The 22,635-nt window shown below is 55.0% G+C and carries 21 protein-coding genes; 9 read left to right on the top strand and 12 right to left on the bottom strand.

The window, feature by feature from the left end; all coding sequences use genetic code 11:
* Positions 1-2: 2 nt before the first annotated feature.
* From DFP90_RS03865 to DFP90_RS03855, 3 genes are all read right to left on the bottom strand, one after another.
* Positions 3-887, bottom strand: a complete 885-nt coding sequence (locus DFP90_RS03865) for a pyridoxamine 5'-phosphate oxidase family protein (protein ID WP_115935074.1) — start codon at positions 885-887, stop codon at positions 3-5.
* Complete coding sequence (locus DFP90_RS03860; protein ID WP_115935073.1) at positions 884-1,504, bottom strand: glutathione S-transferase family protein; 621 nt, start codon at positions 1,502-1,504, stop codon at positions 884-886. The genes DFP90_RS03865 and DFP90_RS03860 overlap by 4 nt, the downstream gene beginning before the upstream one ends.
* 106 nt (positions 1,505-1,610) lie before the next feature.
* Positions 1,611-2,486: a LysR family transcriptional regulator gene (locus tag DFP90_RS03855; RefSeq protein WP_218044561.1), complete on the bottom strand. Its 876-nt coding sequence runs from the start codon at positions 2,484-2,486 to the stop codon at positions 1,611-1,613.
* Positions 2,487-2,718: 232 nt separating this feature from the next.
* On the opposite strand from DFP90_RS03855, the gene DFP90_RS03850 reads away from it, so the two are divergent.
* Positions 2,719-3,105, top strand: a complete 387-nt coding sequence (locus tag DFP90_RS03850; protein WP_115935071.1) for a diacylglycerol kinase — start codon at positions 2,719-2,721, stop codon at positions 3,103-3,105.
* A gap of 1 nt (position 3,106) precedes the next feature.
* Here the strand turns inward: DFP90_RS03850 and hutG are convergent, their stop codons facing one another.
* Positions 3,107-3,898 carry an N-formylglutamate deformylase gene (gene hutG, locus DFP90_RS03845; protein WP_115935070.1) on the bottom strand — a complete coding sequence of 264 codons (792 nt, stop codon included), beginning with the start codon at positions 3,896-3,898 and terminating at the stop codon, positions 3,107-3,109.
* Positions 3,899-4,053: 155 nt separating this feature from the next.
* Here hutG and DFP90_RS03840 point away from each other — a divergent pair, with 155 nt between their 5' ends.
* Together DFP90_RS03840 and DFP90_RS03835 are read left to right on the top strand one after the other, a co-directional pair.
* Entirely contained in the window at positions 4,054-5,202 is a 1,149-nt protein-coding gene (locus DFP90_RS03840; RefSeq protein WP_115935069.1) for a TauD/TfdA family dioxygenase, read from the top strand.
* A 165-nt stretch (positions 5,203-5,367) separates the two neighbouring features.
* Positions 5,368-6,141, top strand: a complete 774-nt coding sequence (locus tag DFP90_RS03835) for a substrate-binding periplasmic protein (protein WP_181905172.1) — start codon at positions 5,368-5,370, stop codon at positions 6,139-6,141.
* A gap of 18 nt (positions 6,142-6,159) precedes the next feature.
* Here the strand turns inward: DFP90_RS03835 and DFP90_RS03830 are convergent, their stop codons facing one another.
* Complete coding sequence (locus DFP90_RS03830; RefSeq protein ID WP_115935067.1) at positions 6,160-7,068, bottom strand: LysR family transcriptional regulator; 909 nt, start codon at positions 7,066-7,068, stop codon at positions 6,160-6,162.
* A 131-nt stretch (positions 7,069-7,199) separates the two neighbouring features.
* Between DFP90_RS03830 and DFP90_RS03825 the strand changes: the two genes are divergently transcribed.
* Positions 7,200-8,459 carry an MFS transporter gene (locus DFP90_RS03825; protein WP_115935066.1) on the top strand — a complete coding sequence of 420 codons (1,260 nt, stop codon included), beginning with the start codon at positions 7,200-7,202 and terminating at the stop codon, positions 8,457-8,459.
* A 77-nt stretch (positions 8,460-8,536) separates the two neighbouring features.
* Here DFP90_RS03825 and DFP90_RS03820 read toward each other — a convergent pair whose 3' ends face one another.
* The 7 genes from DFP90_RS03820 to DFP90_RS03790 all read right to left on the bottom strand — a co-directional run bounded on the left by DFP90_RS03820 (position 8,537) and on the right by DFP90_RS03790 (position 17,430).
* Positions 8,537-9,496 carry a ribonucleotide-diphosphate reductase subunit beta gene (locus DFP90_RS03820; RefSeq protein ID WP_115935065.1) on the bottom strand — a complete coding sequence of 320 codons (960 nt, stop codon included), beginning with the start codon at positions 9,494-9,496 and terminating at the stop codon, positions 8,537-8,539.
* Between the two features lie 209 nt (positions 9,497-9,705).
* Positions 9,706-10,695: a murein tripeptide/oligopeptide ABC transporter ATP binding protein OppF gene (oppF, locus tag DFP90_RS03815; protein WP_115935064.1), complete on the bottom strand. Its 990-nt coding sequence runs from the start codon at positions 10,693-10,695 to the stop codon at positions 9,706-9,708.
* Positions 10,695-11,660: an ABC transporter ATP-binding protein gene (locus tag DFP90_RS03810; protein WP_115935063.1), complete on the bottom strand. Its 966-nt coding sequence runs from the start codon at positions 11,658-11,660 to the stop codon at positions 10,695-10,697. Before DFP90_RS03810 ends, oppF begins: the two co-directional genes overlap by 1 nt.
* 3 nt (positions 11,661-11,663) lie before the next feature.
* A complete protein-coding gene (locus DFP90_RS03805; RefSeq protein ID WP_115935062.1) occupies positions 11,664-12,569 on the bottom strand; it encodes an ABC transporter permease subunit in 906 nt (301 codons plus the stop codon).
* Between the two features lies 1 nt (position 12,570).
* A complete protein-coding gene (gene oppB, locus DFP90_RS03800) occupies positions 12,571-13,494 on the bottom strand; it encodes an oligopeptide ABC transporter permease OppB (RefSeq protein ID WP_115935061.1) in 924 nt (307 codons plus the stop codon).
* A 75-nt stretch (positions 13,495-13,569) separates the two neighbouring features.
* Positions 13,570-15,177, bottom strand: coding sequence for a peptide ABC transporter substrate-binding protein (locus DFP90_RS03795; RefSeq protein ID WP_115935060.1), 1,608 nt, complete (start codon positions 15,175-15,177; stop codon positions 13,570-13,572).
* Positions 15,178-15,636: 459 nt separating this feature from the next.
* Entirely contained in the window at positions 15,637-17,430 is a 1,794-nt protein-coding gene (locus DFP90_RS03790; RefSeq protein ID WP_245956986.1) for a ribonucleoside-diphosphate reductase subunit alpha, read from the bottom strand.
* A gap of 565 nt (positions 17,431-17,995) precedes the next feature.
* Here DFP90_RS03790 and DFP90_RS03785 point away from each other — a divergent pair.
* The 5 genes from DFP90_RS03785 to DFP90_RS03765 all read left to right on the top strand — a co-directional run bounded on the left by DFP90_RS03785 (position 17,996) and on the right by DFP90_RS03765 (position 22,631).
* Positions 17,996-18,538 (top strand): hypothetical protein, encoded by a 543-nt coding sequence (locus tag DFP90_RS03785; RefSeq protein WP_147300927.1) that lies wholly within the window; start codon positions 17,996-17,998, stop codon positions 18,536-18,538.
* A gap of 29 nt (positions 18,539-18,567) precedes the next feature.
* On the top strand, positions 18,568-19,239 hold the full coding sequence (locus DFP90_RS03780; protein WP_115935058.1) for a PspA/IM30 family protein: 672 nt from the start codon (positions 18,568-18,570) through the stop codon (positions 19,237-19,239).
* Between the two features lie 3 nt (positions 19,240-19,242).
* Positions 19,243-19,935 (top strand): YqiJ family protein, encoded by a 693-nt coding sequence (locus DFP90_RS03775; RefSeq protein ID WP_218044560.1) that lies wholly within the window; start codon positions 19,243-19,245, stop codon positions 19,933-19,935.
* A gap of 70 nt (positions 19,936-20,005) precedes the next feature.
* Positions 20,006-21,787: a flotillin family protein gene (locus DFP90_RS03770; RefSeq protein ID WP_218044559.1), complete on the top strand. Its 1,782-nt coding sequence runs from the start codon at positions 20,006-20,008 to the stop codon at positions 21,785-21,787.
* Positions 21,788-21,875: 88 nt separating this feature from the next.
* Positions 21,876-22,631, top strand: a complete 756-nt coding sequence (locus tag DFP90_RS03765; RefSeq protein WP_115935057.1) for an SOS response-associated peptidase — start codon at positions 21,876-21,878, stop codon at positions 22,629-22,631.
* The last annotated feature ends 4 nt before the right edge of the window (positions 22,632-22,635 follow it).

Here is a 22,635-nt window from a genome sequence, read left to right as displayed (position 1 = left end):
GCTCAGTCAACACGCCTGACCGGCAAGGCCCCGCGCAGCCAGTGTTTTGTCTCGGGTTTGAATTGCCAGACCCGCTCCACGCCGGTGGCGGGGCTTTCTCGGCCGTCGGCTGGCATGATCCTGGCTGTCCCTGTCATCTGTAAAACATCACCGGTCCGGAAATCCGGAAAGGTCAATCCGGTTTGGGGATAGGTCATGATATTGCCCAATGTGTTGAAAAAACGGTTCCCTGAATAGTCAGGGATCAGCAGGGTATCCTCGTGGCGGGTGACAAAACCGGGCGGCCCGCCGCGGTGGGACACATCAACGGTCAGATGATCTGACGTTCCTGGCCCCGCCGTTGCGACAAAGAAGCAGGTGGCCCGATCGATCAGGCGACAGGCTTTTGCATCGAACCCGATAAGGGGGGCGGCAGGGTGATGGTATAGAGCCTGTTCTTCCCAATGCCACGGTTCAATATATTTCGGGCAATTGCCGAAGCTTTCCCGGATCTCGATGGTAATGCCATTGGCACAGATGCTGTGAACCTGACCGTTGGCCCGGTTGCGCCGTCTTGTCGGGAATTCCAGGCCCAGCAGCCCTACTTCCAGGCCCGGTGCCAGTGAATTTGAGAGCGGATCACCGGGGGGGATGTTGCTATCAAGCACTAAACTATTGTCCGTGGGGCTTGAAATGAAACCTGATGGCCCACCAACGATCGATGCCCAGGCATGTCCCTGTGCATCCAGATGACCGGTCACGAGCATGGGCAGTTGCGCGAAAAACTGCCGATGTTGGTCCGGCATATGGTCCCGGATCACTTTGCGGCCGATCTCCGCCATCCTATCGGCAACATCTAGGCTCTCCTGCAGGGCGCGCTCGCCCGCATGAAAGGGGGAGGATTTCATGCGGCCAACCCGATTTTTGAGGCCGGGATCGGGGTGAAGCCTGGCAGCGCCTCAACCCGTTTCAGCCACTGGCACATGGCGGGATAGGGATCGATTGCAATGCCGCCTTCGGGGGCATGGGCGATGTATCCATAAAGCGCCACATCAGCAATGGTCGGGCGTTCCTGGACCAGCCAGGTCCGGTCTTTGAGCTCTTCCTCCAATAGGCAAAAGAGCCAGATTGCGGTTTCCGAAGCTTTTTCCCGGTCAATTTCCAGCCCGAATAGGTTTGCAATGCGTGCCTGTGCCGGACCGTTCCTGAGTTCCCCTGCCGCCAGCGACAGATAGCGTTGGATCCGGGCCATGGTCAGCGGATCGTCTGGCAGCCAATCAGGGGCATAGCTGCGGGCCAGATACACCAGGATTGCGTTGGAATCCGACAGGATCACATCGCCATCCCGGATCGCTGGCACCTGACCGGTCGGATTGACGGTGAGATAGGGATCCTGCTTATGCTCCCCTGCCAGAAGATCAATTGTGATCCGCTCATGTTCTATGCCGACCAAACCGGTAAATAATACGACCCGATGGGCATGGCCCGACAAAGGATGCTCATAGATTTTGAGCTTTTCCGCCATGGTCTCTCTCCTTCCTGATGAATGATCTGCAAGGAAGATACTATGGGGCAAGCGGGAAGATAATTGAGTTATTTGGCGAATTAATGTCTCCAAAATGGAGATAGTTTCATTGGGGCAAATCGCGGCAATAATCGGCCAGATAATCTACCAGCACACGCACGCGCGCGCTGAGATGACGGTTATGAGGATAGAGCGCATAGACCCCGACCCCTTCCAACTCATTCTCTTCAAATAGCAATTCCAATTCTCCTCGAGCTACCATGGGCCCTGCGGCATAAAGCGGTGTCAGGGAGATGCCGAGCCCGGCCACGGCCATGTCGCATGCGGCTTTTGGCGTATTAGCGGCAAAAGGTCCGCTGACCCGGACCCGACGAATATCGCCATTAACCTGATACGGCCAGAGATTGCCGCTGTGAAAATTGCTGTCGATCAAGCATTTATGACGGCCAAGATCTTCCGGGCTCTGCGGTCGGCCATGTTCCACGAGATAGGAGGGGGCAGCGCAAAAGACCAGCCGCATCGGGGCCAGTTTCCGGGCCATCATGGTTGAATCGCCGGGCGACCCCACCCGAATGGCCAGATCAAGGCCCTCATCTACAAGGGATAGCGGCACATTCGTCAGGTTGAGATTGACTTGGATTTCCGGATATTGCCGCAGGAACGGGGCCAGCGCCGGGGTGAGAATCTGTTCGCCAAAACCGGTTGGCGCGGTCACCCGGATAACACCACCGGGTGTGCGATGGCGGTTTTTGACGGCTTCTTCAACTTCGTCAAACTGATCCAGCAAGGGCTGGCAGCGCTCATAATAGGCCCGCCCGATATCTGTCAGCGCGACGGATCGGGTGGTCCGGTTGAACAGCTGGCATCCCAGTTCCTGCTCCAACCGTTGGATCATCTTGCTGGCCTGTTTGTTCGATATGCCGATTCGCCGCCCGCCCTGGGTAAAGGATTGCTCGGCAGCCACGGCAACAAACACACGCATACAGTCAATTTTATCCATAGTCCCTCAAACGCAGGCAATTGGCGAAATTTTGACAGATTATCTCTATATCAGAGAAAATAAAGAGACAATGCTGGTCGATCTCTGCCTTTGGTCTGTCAGTGGTATACTGGATAAACGATTGTCATATATTTGAAATCTGGTTTTGGTTGTATGTGGAATTTGGGGTTCCTATGTTGAGCGCGCTGTCAGATTTTGAAAAGGCTGGATTGGAATGAAGGGAAGCACCAGTATTTTTTCCGTAAAGCGGATCTGGAACGCGGTGGGTTATTCCATTGAGGGGTTTAAATCGGCCTTTCGCACGGAAACCGCATTCCGCCAGGAAGTGGTCTTGTCACTGGCTTTGGTGCCGGTGATTTTGTTTCTTGATGTCACGGCGAAATCGAAATTAATGCTGGCCGGAAGCCTGTTTTTGGTCTTGTTTGCCGAATTGATCAATTCAGCGATCGAGGCGGTGGTGGACCGGGTTTCGTTCGAGCGCCATGAACTTTCAAAAAAGGCGAAAGATATTGGCAGCGCCATTGTGTTCCTGGCGCTGGTCTATGCAGCCATTATCTGGGCGGTGATTCTTTGGCCTCTGTTTTCCGACGGTTTTGTTTAGTTCAGGGTTTGAACCTGATCATTTCCTCAATCAAGTTGCGCAACACGGGCTTGATGCCTGCAGCCAGATCTTCCCGATAGGCAAAGGGCGGTTCCTCATTCATATAGGTGATCTGGGAAAGCTCCAGCTGAACCGCATGAATGTTTTCATCCGGTTGTCCGTAATGCCGGGTGATATGCCCGCCCTTGAACCGTCCATTCAGGATTGATGTGTAGTCATTGGTTTCGCAGGCTCTGGAAAGCAGCTTGTCAGCCAGGGAGGCGGCACAGCTTTTGCCATTGGCGGTGCCGATATTCAGGTCTGGCAGGCGGCCACTAAAAAAGCGCGGCACCTGGCTGCGGATGGAATGGGCATCCCATAATAGGGCATAGCCATGTTTTTCCCGCAAGCGATCCAGCGTTTCCCGCAATTTGTCATGGTAGGGTTGCCAGTATAGCGGCACGCGCCGGGCGATTTCAGCCGGATTCGGCTGATCCGTCTCATTCAGATAGATCGGCCTTTCGTCGAAACAGTCGACCGGGCAAAGGCCGGTTGTGTTCTGACCGGGATACAGGTTCTTGTCATCGGCAGGCCGGTTCAAATCAACCACAAACCGGGAATGGGTCGCCACCAGAAGGCTGGCACCAACTTCGTCGGCAAAATCATAGAGCCGGTCCACATGCCAATCCGTGTCGGGCGTGGTCTTTGCGTTTTCCGTCATGCGGTCCGCGATATCCACGGGCAGATGGGTGCCCGCATGAGGGACAGAGATCAGAAGTGGGCTGTCGCCAGATGAGAAATGATAAATATCCATGGTCAAAGGATATAGCCCCCTAGCCGGGCAAGCTCAACCGGGGTCGGGCGGGTTTGGTTGAGTTTTATTGCAGCGGATGTGAGGAATTCTCAGTTTACGCTGAGGCCGTGCCGGGCGTATGGAATGCAGAGACAGTTTTGCGGAGGCTATCCACCATGACCAACATCAATGCCGGTACCATCCTTTCAACGGTTGAGAGTGATACCCGAGATTTGCGCGTGACCTGGGCCGATGGCCATGTCAGCCGTTTTCACCATATCTGGCTGCGGGATAACTGCCGCTGCCCGTCCTGCCTGCATGTGCAGACACGGGAACGCATTCACGATACTTATGGTATTGATCCCAATATCCGCCCGGAAGCGGTTTCTATTACTGATGAGGGCCATCAACTGTCCCTGACCTGGCCCGACGGGCATCAGACCGACCTGCCGGGCAACTGGCTGCGCCTGCGTTGCTATAGTGAGGCCGCACGGGAAGAACGTCGTGTCAGGCCGACACTCTGGGGCTCGGAAATCCTGAAAAATCTGCCCGAGGTTCAAGCCGGTGATGCGCTTGAAACCGATGAGGGCCTGCAGGATTTTATCCAGAAGATCCGGGATTACGGCTTGGCGGTGGTCCGCAATCTGGATTGCACGGAAGGCATGGTGGAAAAGCTGGCGGGTCGGATTTCCTATCTGCGCCAGACTAATTATGGCGTGGGCTTTGATGTGGAATCCAAGCCGGATCCCAATAATGTGGCCTATACCGCGATCGAGCTGAAGGCGCATACGGATTTGGCCAACTGGGAAAGCCCGCCGGGTATCCAGTTCCTGCATTGTCTGGATAACTCTGCCGAGGGCGGGGAAAGTGTTCTGGTTGACGGGTTTGCCGCTGCAGAAATGCTTCGCCAGCGCGACCCGGAGGCTTTCCGCCTGTTGAGCGAGGTGGAACTGCCTTTCCGTTTCATCGACAAGCATTGGGATCTGCGCTGGCATGCGCCGACCATTTCGCTCAGCCTGCAAGGGGATTTCCGGGAGATCCGGTATCATGCGGCTCTGTGCGCGCCCTTCGATCTGCCCCATGATCTGGTGGAGCCGGTCTACGCAGCGCTCAGGAGCTTCACGCAGATCCTGCGGGATCCGGCGCATGAGATTCGTCTCAAGATGGGGCCGGGCGATGTTATCGTGTTCCATAACCGCCGGGTTCTGCATGGACGCTCGGCTTTTGACCCCAATTCCGGGCGGCGTAAGCTGCAGGGCTGTTATGTGGATTGCGACGATGCCTGGAGCCGCCTGCGTGTTTTGAAAGGCGAAAACACGAACTGATACTTGTGACCGAACAGGTCCATTCGAAGCGTCGGCGGAATAACCGCCGACGTTCTTGCTTTTGGATAAAGCTCGAACGCAGATTTGCAGTTTAAACAATTGTTAATGAGCTAAGGAGGAAAATAGACTAGGATACATTAACTGAGGCTTGTCAGGGAGGTGCGGGTGAAAGTTGGGCTTTTCGGTATATGGCTTTTGGCAGCATTGGCCGGGATTTCACAGGCCCGTGCGGAAAAGGTTATTATCACCACCGGTGAATACGCGCCCTACAACTCACCTGATTTCAAACATTATGGTTTGATGCCGCGGTTGATTTCCGAGGCTTTCCGCCTGCGCGGGATCGAGGTCCAGTTCCGTTTTTATCCCTGGGCGCGGGCTTATGAATTGTCGAAACATGGTAAGGTCAATGGCACAGCCCATTGGTATGATTCTGCAGAACGCCGCGAGGATCATTTTTACAGCGACAATATTCTAGATGAAACCGTGGTTTGGTTCCATTTAAAGGCAACCCAGTTTGACTGGAATGAGTTGGAGGATGTCGGTAAATACCGGGTCGGCGCGGTGCAGGGATATACCTATAACGCGGCCTTCTATGAGGCGATTGAAAAAGGCCTCTTGCATGTCGAGTTTGTGCCGGAAGATACCCAGAATTACAAAAAACTGCTGATCGGGCGGATTGAGGCGGTGCCGGAAGTAATTGATATCGGCATGTATATCCTGCACCAAAACTTCCCGAGGGAGACGGTGGCCCTGGTGACCCAGCATCCCAAGCCCTTTTTCCAGGCCAGCACGCATCTGTTATTGTCGCGACAGATTGAAGATTCCGAACGCTTGATCAAGCTCTTTAACGAAGGCCTGGCGGAATTGAAGGCAAGCGGCCTTTATGATGACTATCTTCTGGAATCTCGTCAGGGACTTTATGCGCCTGCACCAGACTAATCTCTGCAGACAGGTGGTTCATTGTACCCGTGCACGGCATGTTTCTAAAATTTGCGAACGGATCCATCCGCAGGCCGGATCATGATGGCTGCGGCTATGCCAATACTGGTAAACAGCTAGGTCAGGTACTTCGACCGGGGGTTTGAAGGTTTTGATGTTGAGTGCCTCGCTGTGAATCCGGGCCATGCGTAAGGGGAGTGTGACGATCATATCGGATTCCTCGACAATCTTGGGAATGACCGACACATGGGGCAGGCGCAGGGCAACATGACGTTTGAGTGATTGCCGGGCAAGTGCAGTGTCAACAAGGCCCGGTCCCTGGCCCTCCAAGGAAAAAAGAATATGTTTGGCCTGGCAAAATTGCTTCAGGGTCAAGTCATCCCGGATCGTGCTGTGGGAATTAGAGACCAGAGTGACATAGGGATCCTTGAACAAAAGCTGTTGATACATGCCAGGCCCGTCCAGCTCCGTTGAAATCACCAGGTCATGTCGCCCGGTCCGCAGCATCTCGTATGCCCCTTTCCGGTCCACATGGCGGAAGGTGAGATCCACATGGGGGGCATTATCCTGAAGCTTTGCAATCAGTTCGGGCAGGATCAGGGAACCGATGATGTCGCTAAGCGAGATCCGGAAGTGGTTCTTGGCCTGGGCAGGATCAAAGCTTAAATCCGGCGTCAGGCAGGATCGCAAATCATCCAGGGCCTTTGCGATTGTTGGTTGGATTGCAACAGCATGATTGGTGGGCACCATGCCTTCGGCGGTGCGAACAAACAGAGGATTGTTCAGAGTTTCACGCAGACGGCGCAATGCGTTGCTCACCGCCGGCTGGCTCAGCGAAAGACGTTCTCCCGCCTTGCTCAGATTACGCTCAGTATAGATGGCTTCAAAAACGAGAAGAAGATTGAGATCAATGCCAGATAAATTCATGATGTGAATAATACATTATTTCTAATATCCATTTCCAGAATTTTAGTGGCTGCACTAGGTTTAATCGGAAGGCGGCGATAGCCTTTTCCTGATATAACGACCCCTGAAATTGATAAAAGAAGGCATGGCCAATGTCCTCAGTTAACCCCAACGTGGCGGGTACCCGCTTGTTTTCGCCGGTTCTGATTGCCGGTTGCCTGATCTTGCTGACCGGATTTGCGATCCGGGCCAGTTTCGGCGTTTTCCAAATTCCCATCGCAGAACAGTTCGGCTGGCTTCGGATTGAATTTTCCATGGCGATTGCGATCCAGAACCTGGCCTGGGGCGTGGGCCAACCGATTTTCAGTGCGATTGCTGAAAAATTTGGGGATCGCAAGGCGATTTTCCTGGGGGCGATCACTTACGCTTTGGGACTGGTTTTGAGCAGTTTCGCCGTCACGCCCGAGGCGCATCAATTTCTAGAGATCCTGGTGGGGTTCGGCATTGCGGGAACCGGTTTTGGCGTGATTTTGGCGGTGGTCGGGCGCAGTGCCAGTGCGGATAACAGATCTCTGGCGCTGGGTATCACGACGGCGGCTGGTTCCGCCGGCCAGGTGGTCGGACCGCCGGTGGCAGCGGCCTTGCTGGAAGTCATGCCTTGGAGTTCTGTTTTCATTGTCTTTGCTGTGGCGATCATTGCCGTGTTGCTGGCTCTGCCTTTCCTGCGGGCGGATGAGACGGGTGCCCAGGCACAACAGAAGCAAAACCTGGGTGAGGTCCTGCTGAAGGCGCTTAAAGACCCATCCTACCTGATGATCTTTGCAGGCTTCTTCTCCTGCGGCTTTCAATTGGCCTTCGTGACAGCCCATTTCCCGGCCTATATCGCAGAAGTCTGCTCCGCAATTCCACCCAATAGCGTGCTTCGCAGCATGGGGGTCAGTACGACGACGGCGCTTGGTGCCTTTTCCATCGCCTTGATCGGCCTGGCCAATATCATTGGAGCTGTGGTGGCCGGTGCGTTGGGTAAGAATTTTTCCAAGAAATATTTACTGTCCGCGATTTATACCGGGCGCACCATTGCCGCGGCCCTCTTCATCCTGTTTCCGATGACACCGACCACGGTGGTGCTCTTTTCCATCGTGATGGGTGCGCTCTGGCTGGCGACCGTGCCGTTAACCTCTGGCCTGGTCGCCCAGATTTACGGCCTGCAGTATATGGGAACTCTCTATGGGATTATTTTCTTCTCTCATCAACTGGGCTCTTTCATAGGCGTATGGCTGGGGGGTGTTATGTATGACGGCTATGGGTCCTATGACATGGTCTGGTGGGTTGGCGTGGGGGTCGGGGCCTTCTCGGCGATCATCCATCTGCCGGTTCGGGAGAATGCCAGGTTCCAACCTGCGGCAGCCTGACAAGGCCATCTTCCACAAAGAAAAACACCCCCGCCATTGGCGGGGGTGTTTCATTGAACGTCTGTCCTGGATCCGGTTCAGTCGAACGCTTCTTCCCAGGAGCCTTGCGTGGAGGCCCTGGAATATTCGGTTGCCCGGTTTTCAAAGAAGTTGGCATGCTCGACCCCGTTCAGGATCTCATCCATCCAGCGCAGCGGGTTTTTCTCGGTCTTGTAGATCGGCTGCAGGCCCAACTGGGTCAGGCGGCGGTCGGCAATATAGCGGATATAGTCCTTCACTTCCTGCGCGGTCAGCCCTTCAATCGGCCCCATCTCAAATGAAAGATCGATGAAGGCATCTTCGTGATCAACAATGGTCTCGCAGGCCTTGTAGAGGTCGCGCTGCAAATCCTCATCCCAGATCTCCGGGTTTTCAGAAATGAAGGTCCTGAACAGCTGGATGATGGATTGGGTGTGCAGCGATTCATCGCGCACCGACCAGGTGACGATCTGGCCCATGCCCTTCATTTTGTTGAAGCGCGGGAAATTCATCAGCATGGCGAAAGAGGCGAATAGCTGGAGCCCCTCGGTGAAGGCGCCAAACACGGCCATGGTCTTGGCAATATCGCGTTTGGTATCCACCCCCCAGACCTGCATGTAATCGTATTTGTCCTTCATCTCCTTATATTTGAGGAAGGCTTCATACTCGGTCTCGGGCATGCCGATGGTGTCCAGCAAATGGCTGTAGGCAGCAATATGGACGGTTTCCATATTGGAGAAAGCCGCCAGCATCATTTGAACTTCGGTGGGCTGGAAGATCCGGGAATACTGTTTCATATAACAGTTATTCACTTCCACATCCGCCTGGGTGAAGAAACGGAAAATCTGGGTCAGCAGGTTGCGCTCGGCTTCGGAGAGCGTCTTGTGCCAGTCTTTCACATCATCGGCCAGCGGCACTTCCTCCGGCAGCCAGTGAATGCGCTGCTGGGTCAGCCAGGCATCATAAGCCCAGGGATATTTAAAAGGTTTATAAACTGGACTGGCGTCGAGAAGTGACATGGACACACCCTTACTGTTCACGGCCTGAATTCTGGATCCTGAGGCGCGTGATTATCCTGTTCTAAATGATTTGCCAAGGCGGGGAACCAATCCGTCACGGAATAAATTCAATGACTTGGGAAATTCCCAGAATGGCCTGTGCCTCGGCAAATCATCTTATACCATATCTAGTGGGTGTGTGAAAGTTCCTTATACCAGATATATTCCAGTTACCCGCCGAGCTTTTGCCAATGCAGACAGGATACAGTATGCCCGGCCTCAACGCTTTCCGGCTGCGGTGCGGTTTTGGCGCACTCATCATCGGCAAAGGGACACCTGGTCCGGAACACACAGCCCGATGGCGGCGCGATCGGCGAGGGTAGGTCCCCCTGTAAGACCACGATCTCCTTATTGCGTTCCCGGTCCGGATCGGGAATGGGAACCGCAGAAATCAGCGCCTTGGTGTAAGGGTGGCGTGGATCGGCATAGATCGCATCTTTCGGCGCGATTTCCATCACCTTGCCCAGATACAAAACCATGATGCGGTGGCTGATATGGCGCACCACGGAGAGGTCATGGCTGATGAACAACAGTGACAGGCCGAACTCTTTTTGCAGATCCTGCAGCAGGTTGACCACCTGTGCCTGGATGGAAACATCCAGCGCTGAAACCGGCTCGTCACAGACAATAACCTTGGGTTCCAGGATCATAGCACGCGCAATGCCGATACGCTGGCACTGGCCCCCGGAAAACTCATGGGGATAACGGTTGATCATTTGCGGTAGCAGGCCGACTTTATCCATCATCTGGCGGACTTTTTCACGCCGATCCTTGCGGCTGATTTCCGGATAATGGGTTTTGAGCGGTTCGCCGATAATCTCACCGATGGTCATGCGCGGGTTCAGGCTGGCCAGCGGATCCTGGAAAATGATCTGCATGTCCTTGCGATAAGGCCGCATGGTTTTGGCATCCAGGCCGGTAATGTTGGATCCCAGCCAGGCGACATTGCCACCTGTCGGTTCGATCAGTTGCAGAACTGCCCGGCCAAGCGTGGATTTGCCACAGCCGGATTCACCAACGATCCCGAGGGTTTCACCGGACTTCAGCTCGAAGCTGACACCGTCGACCGCCTTCAGCGGCACTCTGCCGCCGAAAAAGCCGCCGCGCGGCACCTGGAAATGGACCTTGAGGTCTTCCACATTCAAAATCGTGTCGGACATTACGAGGCCTCCCGGAAACAGGCCTTGGCACGGCCTTCGGCAAATTCAATCAAGTTGGGGATGCTGCTGAGGCATTGATCCTTGCGATATTCACAGCGGTCCTGGAATGCACAGCCCACCGGCAGGTTTTGCAGGTTGGGTGGCTGACCCGGAATGGCATGCAGCTTGCTGGCCTTGGCTTCGTCCAGGCGCGGCATGGATTCGAGCAGCCCTTGGGTATAGGGATGCTGGGCATCATAGAAAATGTTCCGGACATCCCCTTTTTCCACGATCCGGCCACCATACATGACCATCACCCGATCACACAGGCCGGCCACCACACCCAGATCATGGGTGATCATGACGATGGCGGTATCCAATTCTTTTTTCAGATTGCGCATCAGATCAAGGATCTGTGCCTGTACGGTCACATCGAGCGCGGTGGTCGGTTCATCCGCGATCAAAAGATCCGGTTTGCAAAGGAGTGCCATAGCGATCATGACCCGCTGGCGCATGCCGCCGGAAAATTCATGCGGATACATATGAACGCGTTTCCTGGCTTCCGGAATGCCGACCAGATCCAGCATCTGAATGCTTTCCTTCAGGGCTTCCTCTTCCGTGCGGCCCTGATGCTCGATCAATACCTCATTCATCTGTTTGGAGATTTTGAGGTAGGGATTGAGCGAGGTCATCGGGTCCTGGAAGATCATCGACATGGTAACACCGCGGATTTTGTTCAACTCCCCGGTTTTCATGCCGATCAGTTCCTGGCCCTTGAATTTAACCGAACCGGTGGAGCGACCGTTTTTGGCCAGAAGGCCCATGATGGAAAGAAAAATCTGGGTCTTGCCCGATCCGGATTCACCCACCACACCGAGGCTTTCGCCTTTATGCAGATGGAAATCGATTCCGTTTACCGCGCTTACTTCACCATCCAGGGTCTGGAAGCGGGTTTCGAGATTTTTAACGTTTAGAATAGGAGACATGGATCACCGATCCTTCGGGTCAAGCGCGTCACGCAACCCGTCACCGATAAAGTTAAAGCAGAATAGCGTCACGGCCAAGAACGCCGCCGGATAAATCAGCATCCAGCTTGCGGTTTCCATCTGTTTCGCCCCTTCGGAAATCAGCACCCCCCAGCTTGTCAGGGGTTCTTGTACACCAAGCCCCAGGAAAGAAAGGAAGCTCTCGGTCAGGATAACCTGGGGGATCGTGAGCGTCATATAGACGATCACGGGTCCTAAGATATTCGGGATGATATGGCGGAAGATGATGGTCCGGTTGGATACGCCGCCCGCCTGGGCTGCCTCAATGAATTCCTTCTTTTTGACCGCCATGGTCTGGCCACGTACGATTCGGGCCATGGTCAGCCATTCAACGGCACCCAGCGCGATGAAGATCAGGAAGATGTTACGGCCGAAAATGACCATCAACAGGATCACGAAAAACATGAAGGGCAGGGAATACATGATGTCGACGAAACGCATCATGATATTGTCCACCCGGCCGCCGAAATAGCCGGCCACTGCACCATAGGTCACACCGATCACCAAAGAGACCGAGGTCGCCAGGATGCCGACCATCAGTGAGATCTGTGCGCCATAAAGGGTGCGCACAAACATGTCGCGGCCGTTATTGTCGGTACCGAACCAATGAGCGGCATTGGGAGCGCCAGGAAAGTCGGCCTCCCAGTCGATATCATCCAATGCCCATTGCGAAAGATAGGGCGCCAGGATCGCCATCAGCGTGATGATGGAGAGCAGGATCATTGCTGTGACGGCGGCTTTGTTCTTGAGCAGACGCGCCCGGGCATCCTGCCACAGGCTGCGGCCTTTGATTTCCGTCTGGGCCTGCAGAGGGGCCAGACGGTCAGCATTTGCACCAATATTTATCATATCAGCTTACTTTCAGTTTCGGATCGAGGAAGCTGTAGATCACGTCGACAATCAGGTTCAAAGAGATGATCAGGGTTGCGTAGAAAACCACCACGCCCATCACCACCGGATAGTCCCGGTTCAAGGCGCCATTGACGAAATACCGGCCAATGCCCGGTACATCAAAAATGGTTTCGATCACAACCGAACCGGTCACGACAGCCGCTGTTGCCGGGCCCAGGTAGGATACTACCGGCAACAGCGCGCCTTTCAGGGCATGGCGGTTGACGACCAGCTTTTCCTTCAAGCCCTTGGCCCGCGCGGTCCGGATATAGTTGGAGTTCAGAACCTCGACCATGGATCCCCTGGTCAGGCGGGCGATATAGGCGATCTGGGGCAGAGCCAGGGCAATGACCGGCAGGACTTTGTTGTAAAAGGAACCTTCTCCCCAGCCTGCCACCGGCAACCAGGAGAGATAGACCCCGAAAACCAGGGTCAGGAAGGGGGCCATGACAAAGTTTGGTATCGCAATTCCGGTCATGGCGATTCCCATGACTGCGTAATCGGTTCCTGAATTTTGTTTAAGTGCGGCCAGCGCACCCAGGCTGACCCCGATCAATACAGCCAGAATAATGGCCATTCCGCCGATCTGGAGGCTTGCGGGGAAGCCTTCAAAAATCAGGTCGGTTACGGTGAAATCACGAAATTTATAAGAAGGGCCGAAATCCAGAACCAACAGGTTGCCGACATAGTCGATATATTGTTCGACCAGTGGTTTATCCAGATTATAGGCGCGCAGGATGTTGGCCTCGATTTCGGGCGGCAGGTTGCGCTCCTTGTCGAAAGGCCCACCAGGGGCGGCCCGCATCATAAAGAAAGAAATGGTGATGACGATGAGCAACGTCGGGATCGCGCTCAAAAAGCGTTTTGAAAGAAAACTTAACATTATCTGTTGTCCAGAAGTTTAAAAAGGCCGGGATGAGGCGCATGAAGCGCACTCATCCCGCCGGAAACCAGACGCTTATTCCTTGATGGAAATATAGCGCCAGCGATGGATATCCTGGGCGTTGTCCACCCAACCGTCGACCTTCTGGGAAACGAGGTTTTTGGATACGTAGTAGTAGATCGGAATGATCGGTTGATCTTCCATGGCGATGGCTTCAGCCTTGGCCATGATCTCCGCACGCTTCTTGATGTCGCCTTCCTTTTCAGCATCCATCATCAGTTGGTTGAACTTGTCATTGTCATACCGGCCATAGTTATTGGCGCCGGTCCGTTTTTCCAACAGGGACAGGAAGTTCTGCGGATCGTTATAGTCACCGATCCAGGCCGCGCGGGCGATCTGGAAATCCGCCTGTTTCAGGTCGGCATAGTGAACTTTGACTTCCGCGTTGAACAATTCTGCTTCTACACCGATCTGTTTCCACATACCGGCGGCAGCAATGGCAACACGTTTGTGGTTTTCAGAGGTGTTGTAGCGCAGAGTGAATTTCAACGGGTTGTCTTTGGTGAAGCCAGCTTCGGCCAGCAGTTCCTTGGCTTTGTCCAGGCGTTCCTTGTAACTCATGCCTTTCCAGGACACATAGGACGGCTCGTCATAGTTACCGATGCCCGGGGGTACAAAGCTGTATGCTGCGATTTCACCGGTTTTCAGCACTTTGTTTACGATGGCTTCCCGGTTGATTGCCATGGAAAGCGCTTTGCGGACGCGGATATCGTTGAACGGCTCGATCTGGGTGTTCATCGGATAATAGTAGATGCCCAGATACGGTGCGATCTTGGTTTCCGCCGGCAGGTTTTCTTGCAGCCAACCGATCTGGTCGGAGGCAAAGTCGCGGGCAACATCGATTTCACCGGCGCGGAAGCGCTTCTGGATGGCGACACGATCTTCCTGGGTGTGGAAGACCAGGGTGTCGAGATCCAGGCTTTCCTTGTCAAAATATTCCGGGTTTTTCACCAGCTTAACGGTTGCGTTCGGCACCCAGCTCGCCAGGGTGTAAGGACCGTTCACCACGATATTGTCCGGCTTGGACCAGTCCTTGCCATGTTTTTCAACAACATGTTTCGGCACCGGATAGGCGGTGTAGTGGGTGAGGGCGGCCAGGAAATAAGGCGCCGGTTCATTCAGGGTGATTTCCAGCGTCTTGTCGTCGATGGCTTTAACCGCCAGCTCTTCCGGCTTCGCTTTACCGGTGTTCACCTCTTCGCCATTCTTGATGATATACATCAGGTAGGCGTATTCGGTGGCGGATGCCGGATCCAGCAAGCGCTGGAAGGAAAATTCGAAATCAGCCGCCGTGACCGGGGTACCATCGGACCATTTGTGGTCACGAATTTTAAAGGTATAGACCCGGCCGTCATTGCTGACATTATAGCTTTCGGCTGCACCCAGGATCGGCTCGGCTTTCGGATCCTCGGTCATGAGGCCCAGGAACATTTCACCGACAATGTTGTTTTCCCAGGTACCGCTAACATAATGCGGATCCATGGAGGCCGGCTCGCCCATCGGGGCAATGTTCAGGACTTTTTCAGCCCATGCCGCACTCGGCATGGCGCTAAAGGAAACGCTGGCACCGATCGCGATTGCGGTCAGGGCAGAGATCCCTTTCAATTTGTTGATTGCTTTCATCACAGTTCCCTCGGTTAAAACCTATGTTTTATTATGGTAACCCATGGGAAGACGGTTCACGGTTCACTGACCTGTGGCTATCAGTTTCCGATTATCGTTGTGGTTGTCTCCCCCGCGACTGTTCCGCCGCTTGTTTATAGCTGAGAACGGTAGTGGGATTGCGGCGCTGAATCAAGCAAGATTGTTGTAATTTCAAGCGAATTGGCTTTTGTGTCTGGTGCTGTTTTTCGCGAAATGAGAGAAAATTCAAGAAAATCAGTCATTTGCATAATGCTATGGCTGATCGGATTAGCATGTAAAAATACTATGGCTTGATACGTGAAAATACGGATGGCGATGGGTGAATTCATAAGGGGCGGCAACGGCACCGGGGGGCCAAGAAAAACCCCCGGACCCTTATTGGATTCCGGGGGCTTTCACTCTAAGAAACCGGTTCTATTGCTTGAAAGCAGCAGGGCCTTATTGGCAGGCGAGGCATTCTTCATAATCGGTGCTGGCCGGTGCTTCGCTGCCATTGACCTTGCCCATATGGGGGACGGCCACGGCGGCGGGACGGTGTTCGGCACCGGCTTCTGCGCGCTGGATTGATTTCGAGCGGCAGTAATAGAGGCTCTTCACACCCTTCTTCCAGGCTTGGTAGTGGATCTGATGGAGATCACGCTTATGCACGTCGGCCGGCAGGAAGATGTTAAGCGACTGTGCCTGACAAATCATCGGCGCTCGATCCGCCGCATGGTCAATCAGCCACCGCTGGTCAATTTCAAAGGCGGTCTTGAAGGTGTCTTTTTCGTCATCACTCAGGAAGTCCAGATGTTGGACAGACCCTTCATTGACCGTAATGGAGGACCAGACATCGTCGTTGTCCATGCCTTTTTCTTCCAGCAGTTTCTTCAGGTGCCGGTTTCGCACGTTGAAGGAACCGCTGAGGGTCTTGTGCGTGAAACTGTTGGCCGCGATCGGTTCGATCCCAGGCGAGGTGCCGCCGCAAATGATCGAGATGGACGCGGTCGGAGCAACGGCCATCTTGTTGGAGAAACGCTCCATGATGCCAAATTCGGCAGCATCCGGGCAGGCGCCTTTTTCTTCCGCCAGCTTGACGGAAGCCGCATCGGCCCCTTTGCGGATATGGGCAAACATTCGTTTGTTCCAAACCTTCGCCATGACACTTTCCACCGGCATGTTATTGGCCTGCAGGAAGGAATGGAAACCCATGACGCCCAAGCCGACGGAACGTTCGCGGGCGGCGGAATATTTCGCCCGGGCAAACTCGTCTGGTGCGTTGTCGATAAAATCCTGCAGGACATTGTCCAGGAAGCGCATGACATCTTCCAGGAACATCTCGTCGCCTTCCCATTCCTGGTATTTTTCCAGGTTGAGCGAAGAAAGGCAGCAAACTGCGGTTCTGTCGACACCATCCTTATCAATACCGGTGGGCAGGGTGATTTCCGCACACAGGTTGGACGTCTTGACAGTGAGGCCCATCAATTTTTGATGTTCCGGGATTGCCCGGTTCACGTGATCGATATTGATGATATAGGGCTCGCCGGTCTCAATCCTGGCGGTCAGGATCCGGATCCAGAGCTCACGGGCATTGATCTTGCGAATAACGGATTTGTCTTTCGGGCTGGTCAGCGCCCATTCGCCGCCTTCCTCGACCGCACGCATGAAATCATCGGAAATAAGGATGCCATGATGCAGGTTCAGCGCTTTCCGGTTCGGATCACCACCGGTCGGGCGCCGGATCTCGACAAATTCCTCGATCTCGGGATGCCATACCGGCAGATAGCAGGCAGCGGAACCGCGGCGCAGGCTGCCCTGAGAAATGGCCAGCGTGAGGCTGTCCATGACGCGGATGAAGGGGACCACGCCGGATGTTTTGCCGTTGGCACCGACTTTTTCTCCGATCGAGCGCAGGTTCCCCCAGTAGGAGCCGATGCCGCCGCCACGGGCCGCCAACCACACATTTTCGTTCCACATATCAACGATGCCTTCCAGGCTGTCGTTGCATTCATTCAGGAAACAGGAAATGGGCAGGCCGCGTTTGGTGCCGCCGTTGGAAAGAACCGGGGTGGCCGGCATGAACCAGAGTTTGGAAATGGCGTCATAAAGCCGCTGGGCATGGGCGGAATCATCGGCAAAATGCATGGCTACGCGGGCAAACATATCCTGATAGCTTTCGCCCGGCATCAGATACCGGTCTTTCAGGGTTGCCTTGCCAAACTCGGTCAGCAGGGCATCGCGGGTCCGGTCCATGACCACGCTGATCCCGCGCTCATTTTGCGCATGATCCCGCGTTTCCGTATCCAGATTGGCTTCGCCGGACTGTCCTGCCAGCATCGCTTCGAGGCTTTCTAGCCCTTTTCCATCCGCGTCCAAGGCGGCATCCATCATACCTTCAGGCACGTTTCTTTTCCCCTTCTTCCACCTGTTTATCCACAGGCGCTCAGCTCTGAGAGTACTGCACCACAAGCTGTTACGCGATTTACCCACAGCTGTGGATTTTTATGTTCTGAAAAGCCGGGAGAGCTTACCATATCTCGTGTTCCCTCCGAGCTGTGTAACAAGATATAGCGTGTTCATAAAACTGTCAAAACCAAACTGGTTCGACCGTTCGGTCAGGATGAGGCGAATCCGGGGAAAACCGCCATCTATTCGCATGCGGAACGATTCCGACGCCGCTGCCAAGGACAGTTTTTACGCGAATTTCACAAAAATCTGCTTCCTAATACTTGAAAGTATGCAAATGCATACTAAATAGTACATATGTCATGACAATAACCACATATGTGTGAGAATTATGCCGAACAAGATGATTCCGTTGAGCGTTCGGATTACGGAGGACGATGCCGCCTTCCTGGCCACGCTCAGTTATGACGGAGCTGCCAGTTTGAGTGAAAAAACACGGGCCTTGATCGCTGAAGCGCGGCGCCGGCGGGAAAATCAAGGCCATCTGGACGAGGCACTGCGGGTGCTGGAAGACATCCACAGCGCGCAGGACAGCCGACGCCGTGAGGTGGAACGACAAGAGGAAGCCCATTCCGAATTGTTGTCCCAGTTCTCCCGATGGCTCATGGATACACATATCCTGTTTCTGGAGGGGGCGGAGGCGGCCGGACAGTCTAAGTCGAAGGAGCGCGAGGGTGGGAAGGAAGCTAAGGGCTCGCGCCCATCATCAAAAAAGGCTGTCCGGCACGAATCGATTATCGCGTATGAGCGGCGTATGGCCGATCAGATCTTCCTGCTGATGGATCTGGTCATGCGTCAGGGATTAACGGAAAACAGCAGGAATTATGATCCTAAGGTGATTTCGAGCCGCATGGTGGAAATTTTGGAGTTGAGCCGCCTGCTGCAGAAAGATTAAATCTCTATCCAATTTCAAAGGGGGAAGTCATGAGAGATAATTTGTCCAACCGGGTTGGCCGGCTGATCAGTGGTACCGTGAACCGGATCGTTGATATGGCGGAAGGCGTGAGTCCGGATATGGTGATGGAGCAGGCGCTCCGGGAGATGGAAAAAGCCATTGATGATGTGCGCACCGAATTGGGCCGCGTGATCGCCGAAACCCATCTGGCAACAAATCGCCTGGCCAGTGAAAATCAAAAGCATGAAGAACTGGGGGCCAAAATCAAGCTGGCCCTGAATGAAGGTCGGGAAGATCTGGCCGAAGCGGCGGTGAGCCAGGTATTGGATATCGAGGCGCAGATTCCGGTGCTGGAAAATACCATTGCCCAGGCCAAAGCGCGTGAGGTGGAACTGGAAGGCTTTGTCGCTGCGCTGAAAGGCCGACGTGCGGAAATGCAGGAGGAATTGCAACAATACCGCAGATCTGTCGCCGAGCCGGCCATGATAGGCGAAGCGAATCCAACCGCGATTACCGGCAACCGGGTAGAAGCGGCTGTGGGCCGTGCGGAAACGGCCTTCAACCGTGTGCTGGAAAATGCCGGTGGCATGCCTGGACAGTCGCCGGATCTGAAAACCGCTAAACAGATGGCGGAATTGGAAGAGCTGGCGCGGGAACAGAAAATCAAAGACCGGTTGTCCCAGTTCCGGGACGGGAGCTGATCGGTGTTTGCCTTTTTCCTCAGTCCGGAAAACATGCCCTTCACTATTTCATTGGGGGTGATGTTGGCGATTGCGGTGCTGGAAGGCACGATGACCTTGTTGGGGGCCGGGCTTTCCGACGTGATCGACAGCCTCATCCCGGATCTGGATGGCGGCCCAGATATCGAGCTGGATCTGGATGCAGATGCGGCGGAAGGATTGGACGGGGTAGGACCGTCCGCCCTTTCCCAGTTCCTGGGCTGGCTCTGTTTTGGCCGGGTACCGGCGCTTATCTGGCTGGTCGGATTCCTGACCGTGTTCGGTCTGACCGGTCTTATGATGCAGCGGCTGCTGGCTGGATTCGGTCTGGGCTTGCTGCCTGCCTGGATTGCCTGGGCACCGGCATTGGCGATCTCCCTTCCACCGACAAGGCTGATGGGGCTCGGTTTATCCAAACTGGTGCCTAATGATGAAAGCTCTGCCGTTTCATCGGTCTCCTTCATCGGGCGCACGGCAACCGTAACCCTGGGGGTCGCCCGATCAGGCAAACCTGCTCAGGCACGGCTGACGGACCAGCATGGCCAGACCCATTATGTCATGTTGGAGCCGGATATGGATGGAGATGCCTTTCCAGCGGGAACGGACGTGATCCTGGTGAGAAAAGCCGGCGGCTTGTTCCGGGCGATTAAAAACGATCGGCCATCCCTGGCTGATTGATCCTAAACCTTTAACACTCTCCGGCCCGGCTTTGGCCGAGCCTCAGTAATCCACTTTTTTGGGGGAAGATATGAACTATACTTCTAATTATATGTCGGACACGACATTCATTCTGATCGCCGTGGCGGCGGTTGTGGTTGCGCTGGTCACATTCGGCTTGATCTGGGCGCGCATGTATACACGAGCCTCGAAGGAGATTTCCTTTGTGCGTACCGGTCTTGGCGGCCAGAAGGTTGTGATGAACGGCGGTGCGGTCGTTCTGCCGGTGATGCATGAAACCATTCCGGTCAATATGAATACCCTGCGCCTGGAAGTGCAGCGCCATAACCAGCAGGCCCTGATCACACGCGATCGTATGCGGGTCGATGTGCTGGCGGAATTTTATGTCCGTGTTCAGCCGACCATTGAATCCATTGCCAATGCGGCCCAGACATTGGGTAAACGGACCATGTATCCCGATGCCCTGAAGGAGCTGGTGGAAGGTAAGTTTGTCGACGCACTGCGTGCGGTGGCGGCGGAAATGACCATGGAAGAGCTGCATGAACAGCGCGTTGAATTTGTCCAGAAGGTGCAGGCTGCGGTTTCCGAGGATCTGCTGAAAAACGGTCTGGAGTTGGAATCGGTTTCCCTGACCGGCCTGGATCAGACCGACCGTGACTTCTTCAATCCCAATAACGCGTTTGACGCCGCCGGTTTGACCAAGTTGACTGACGAGATCGAGCAGCGCCGCAAGCGCCGCAACGAGATTGAGCAGGATTCTCAGGTTGATATTGATGCCAAAAACCTGGAAGCGGAACAGCGCAAGCTCGAGATTGCCAGGGATGCCGAATATGCCAGGCTGTCCCAGCAGCGCGAGGTTGAGGTGCGCAAAGCCGCCCAGGCATCCGAAATCGCGGCCCAGCAGGCGGCGCGTAAGAAGGAAGCCGAATCCGCCCAGATCGAAGCGGAGCAGGAAGTGGCCCTGGCGAAACTGATTGCCGAACGCAAGGTCGAGGAAGAGCGTCTGGGCAAGGAACAGCAGGTTCGCGAGCGTGAGATTGTCAAGCAGCGTTCCATTGAATCAGCGGATATCGAGCGCGAAAAAACCGTTGAGCTGAATAACCAGGAACGTGAGATCGCGATTGCGGAACGCTCGCGGGCAAAATCCGAAGCCGAGGCGGAAGCGGCTGCCGCTCGCGCATTGGCGGTCAAGGCAGACGAACAGGTGATCACGACCCGGGAAGCGGAAATTGCCGAACGCCGCAAGCAGGTTGAGTTGATCGAAGCCCGCCAGGCGGCGGAAAAGGCGGCGATTGAAGTGACCTATCGTGCGGAAGCCTATAAACAGGCCTCCGAGGATGAGGCGGAAGCCACCCGCATTATGGCCAATGCGGCCGCTGAGAAAGAAACCATTGAGGCGACTGCACGCGCGGAAGCAGAACGCCAGTTGGCGGCGGCGAAGGAAGCAACCTATGCCGCGGAAGCGGCCGGTCGTGAGGCGCTCAACAAAGCGGATAACCTGCTGGGAGCCGAGATCGTCAATATGAAGGTGAAATTGGCGCTGATCGAGAACCTGCAGAATATCATCCGCGAATCCGTCAAGCCGATGGAGCAGATCGACGGCATCAAGATCATCCAGGTGGATGGCCTGAATGGTGGATCGGCTGCGGCGGCCGCGACCGGTGGCGAAGGCAGCGGCAACCTGGCGGACCAGGTCGTGAACAGCGCGCTGCGCTACCGTGGCCAGGCCCCGTTGATCGACAGTCTGATGCAGGAAGTTGGCCTGTCCGGTGGTGATCTGGATTCCCTGGTCGGTGCGATCAAGGAAGGCGGGATCAAGAACAATGGCAAGGCGCTGCCCGAAGCGGACTGATGCCGGTTCGGCCTGACCTTTCCAAAAGGCTGGCTTATGATAGGGTGCCCGGAAGCGGGCACCCTTTTTTTATCGAAGGCAGGAAACCATGTGCGGCCGTTTTGCTCTTATGTCCCCTTTGGAAGCGATCCGGAAACTGTTTGGCCTGTCCGCGTCGGATGCCGGGCAGATGCCGAATATCCCGGCGCGCTACAATATTGCGCCGACCCAGGCGGTCCTGGGCCTGCGACCGGGCATGGGAGAGGATCTTGATCATATCAATCCGGGGCCTTTGAACCTGACCAGCTTCCGCTGGGGGTTGATCCCCAACTGGTCCAAGGATCCGGCCATGGGGGCGAAAATGATTAATGCCAGGGCAGAGACGATTGCGGATAAGCCGTCTTTCCGCACGCCGTTCAAACGGCGGCGCTGCCTGATCCCGGTGGATGGATTTTATGAATGGCGCACAGAGGGCAAAGGCAAGCAACCCTATTTCATCACCATGGAGGATGGCGACCCCTTTGCCTTTGCCGGGCTATGGGAATACTGGATGGGGGCGGACGGCTCCGAGGTGGAGACCTGTACCATTGTCACGACCACGGCCAACCGCATAGTGACACCGGTGCATCATAGAATGCCGGTGATTTTGGATGCTGAGGATTTTCCCACCTGGCTACGTGGCAGTGCAGATCAGGCGACAAGACTGATGAAACCCTATCAGGGCTATCGGGAAATGACGTACTTTCCGGTCGCCAAGGCGGTCTCCAACGCCCGGAACGAAGGGCCCGGCCTGATTGAACCCATTGAGTTGGAGACAGATCCGCGCAAGGGCGGCGAGGCAGGGCAGTTTAACCTGTTTGGCTGAACTG

Source organism: Aestuariispira insulae, assembly GCF_003385955.1.
Classification (GTDB): domain Bacteria; phylum Pseudomonadota; class Alphaproteobacteria; order UBA8366; family Aestuariispiraceae; genus Aestuariispira; species Aestuariispira insulae.
This window is presented reverse-complemented; position numbering and strand designations above follow the sequence as displayed.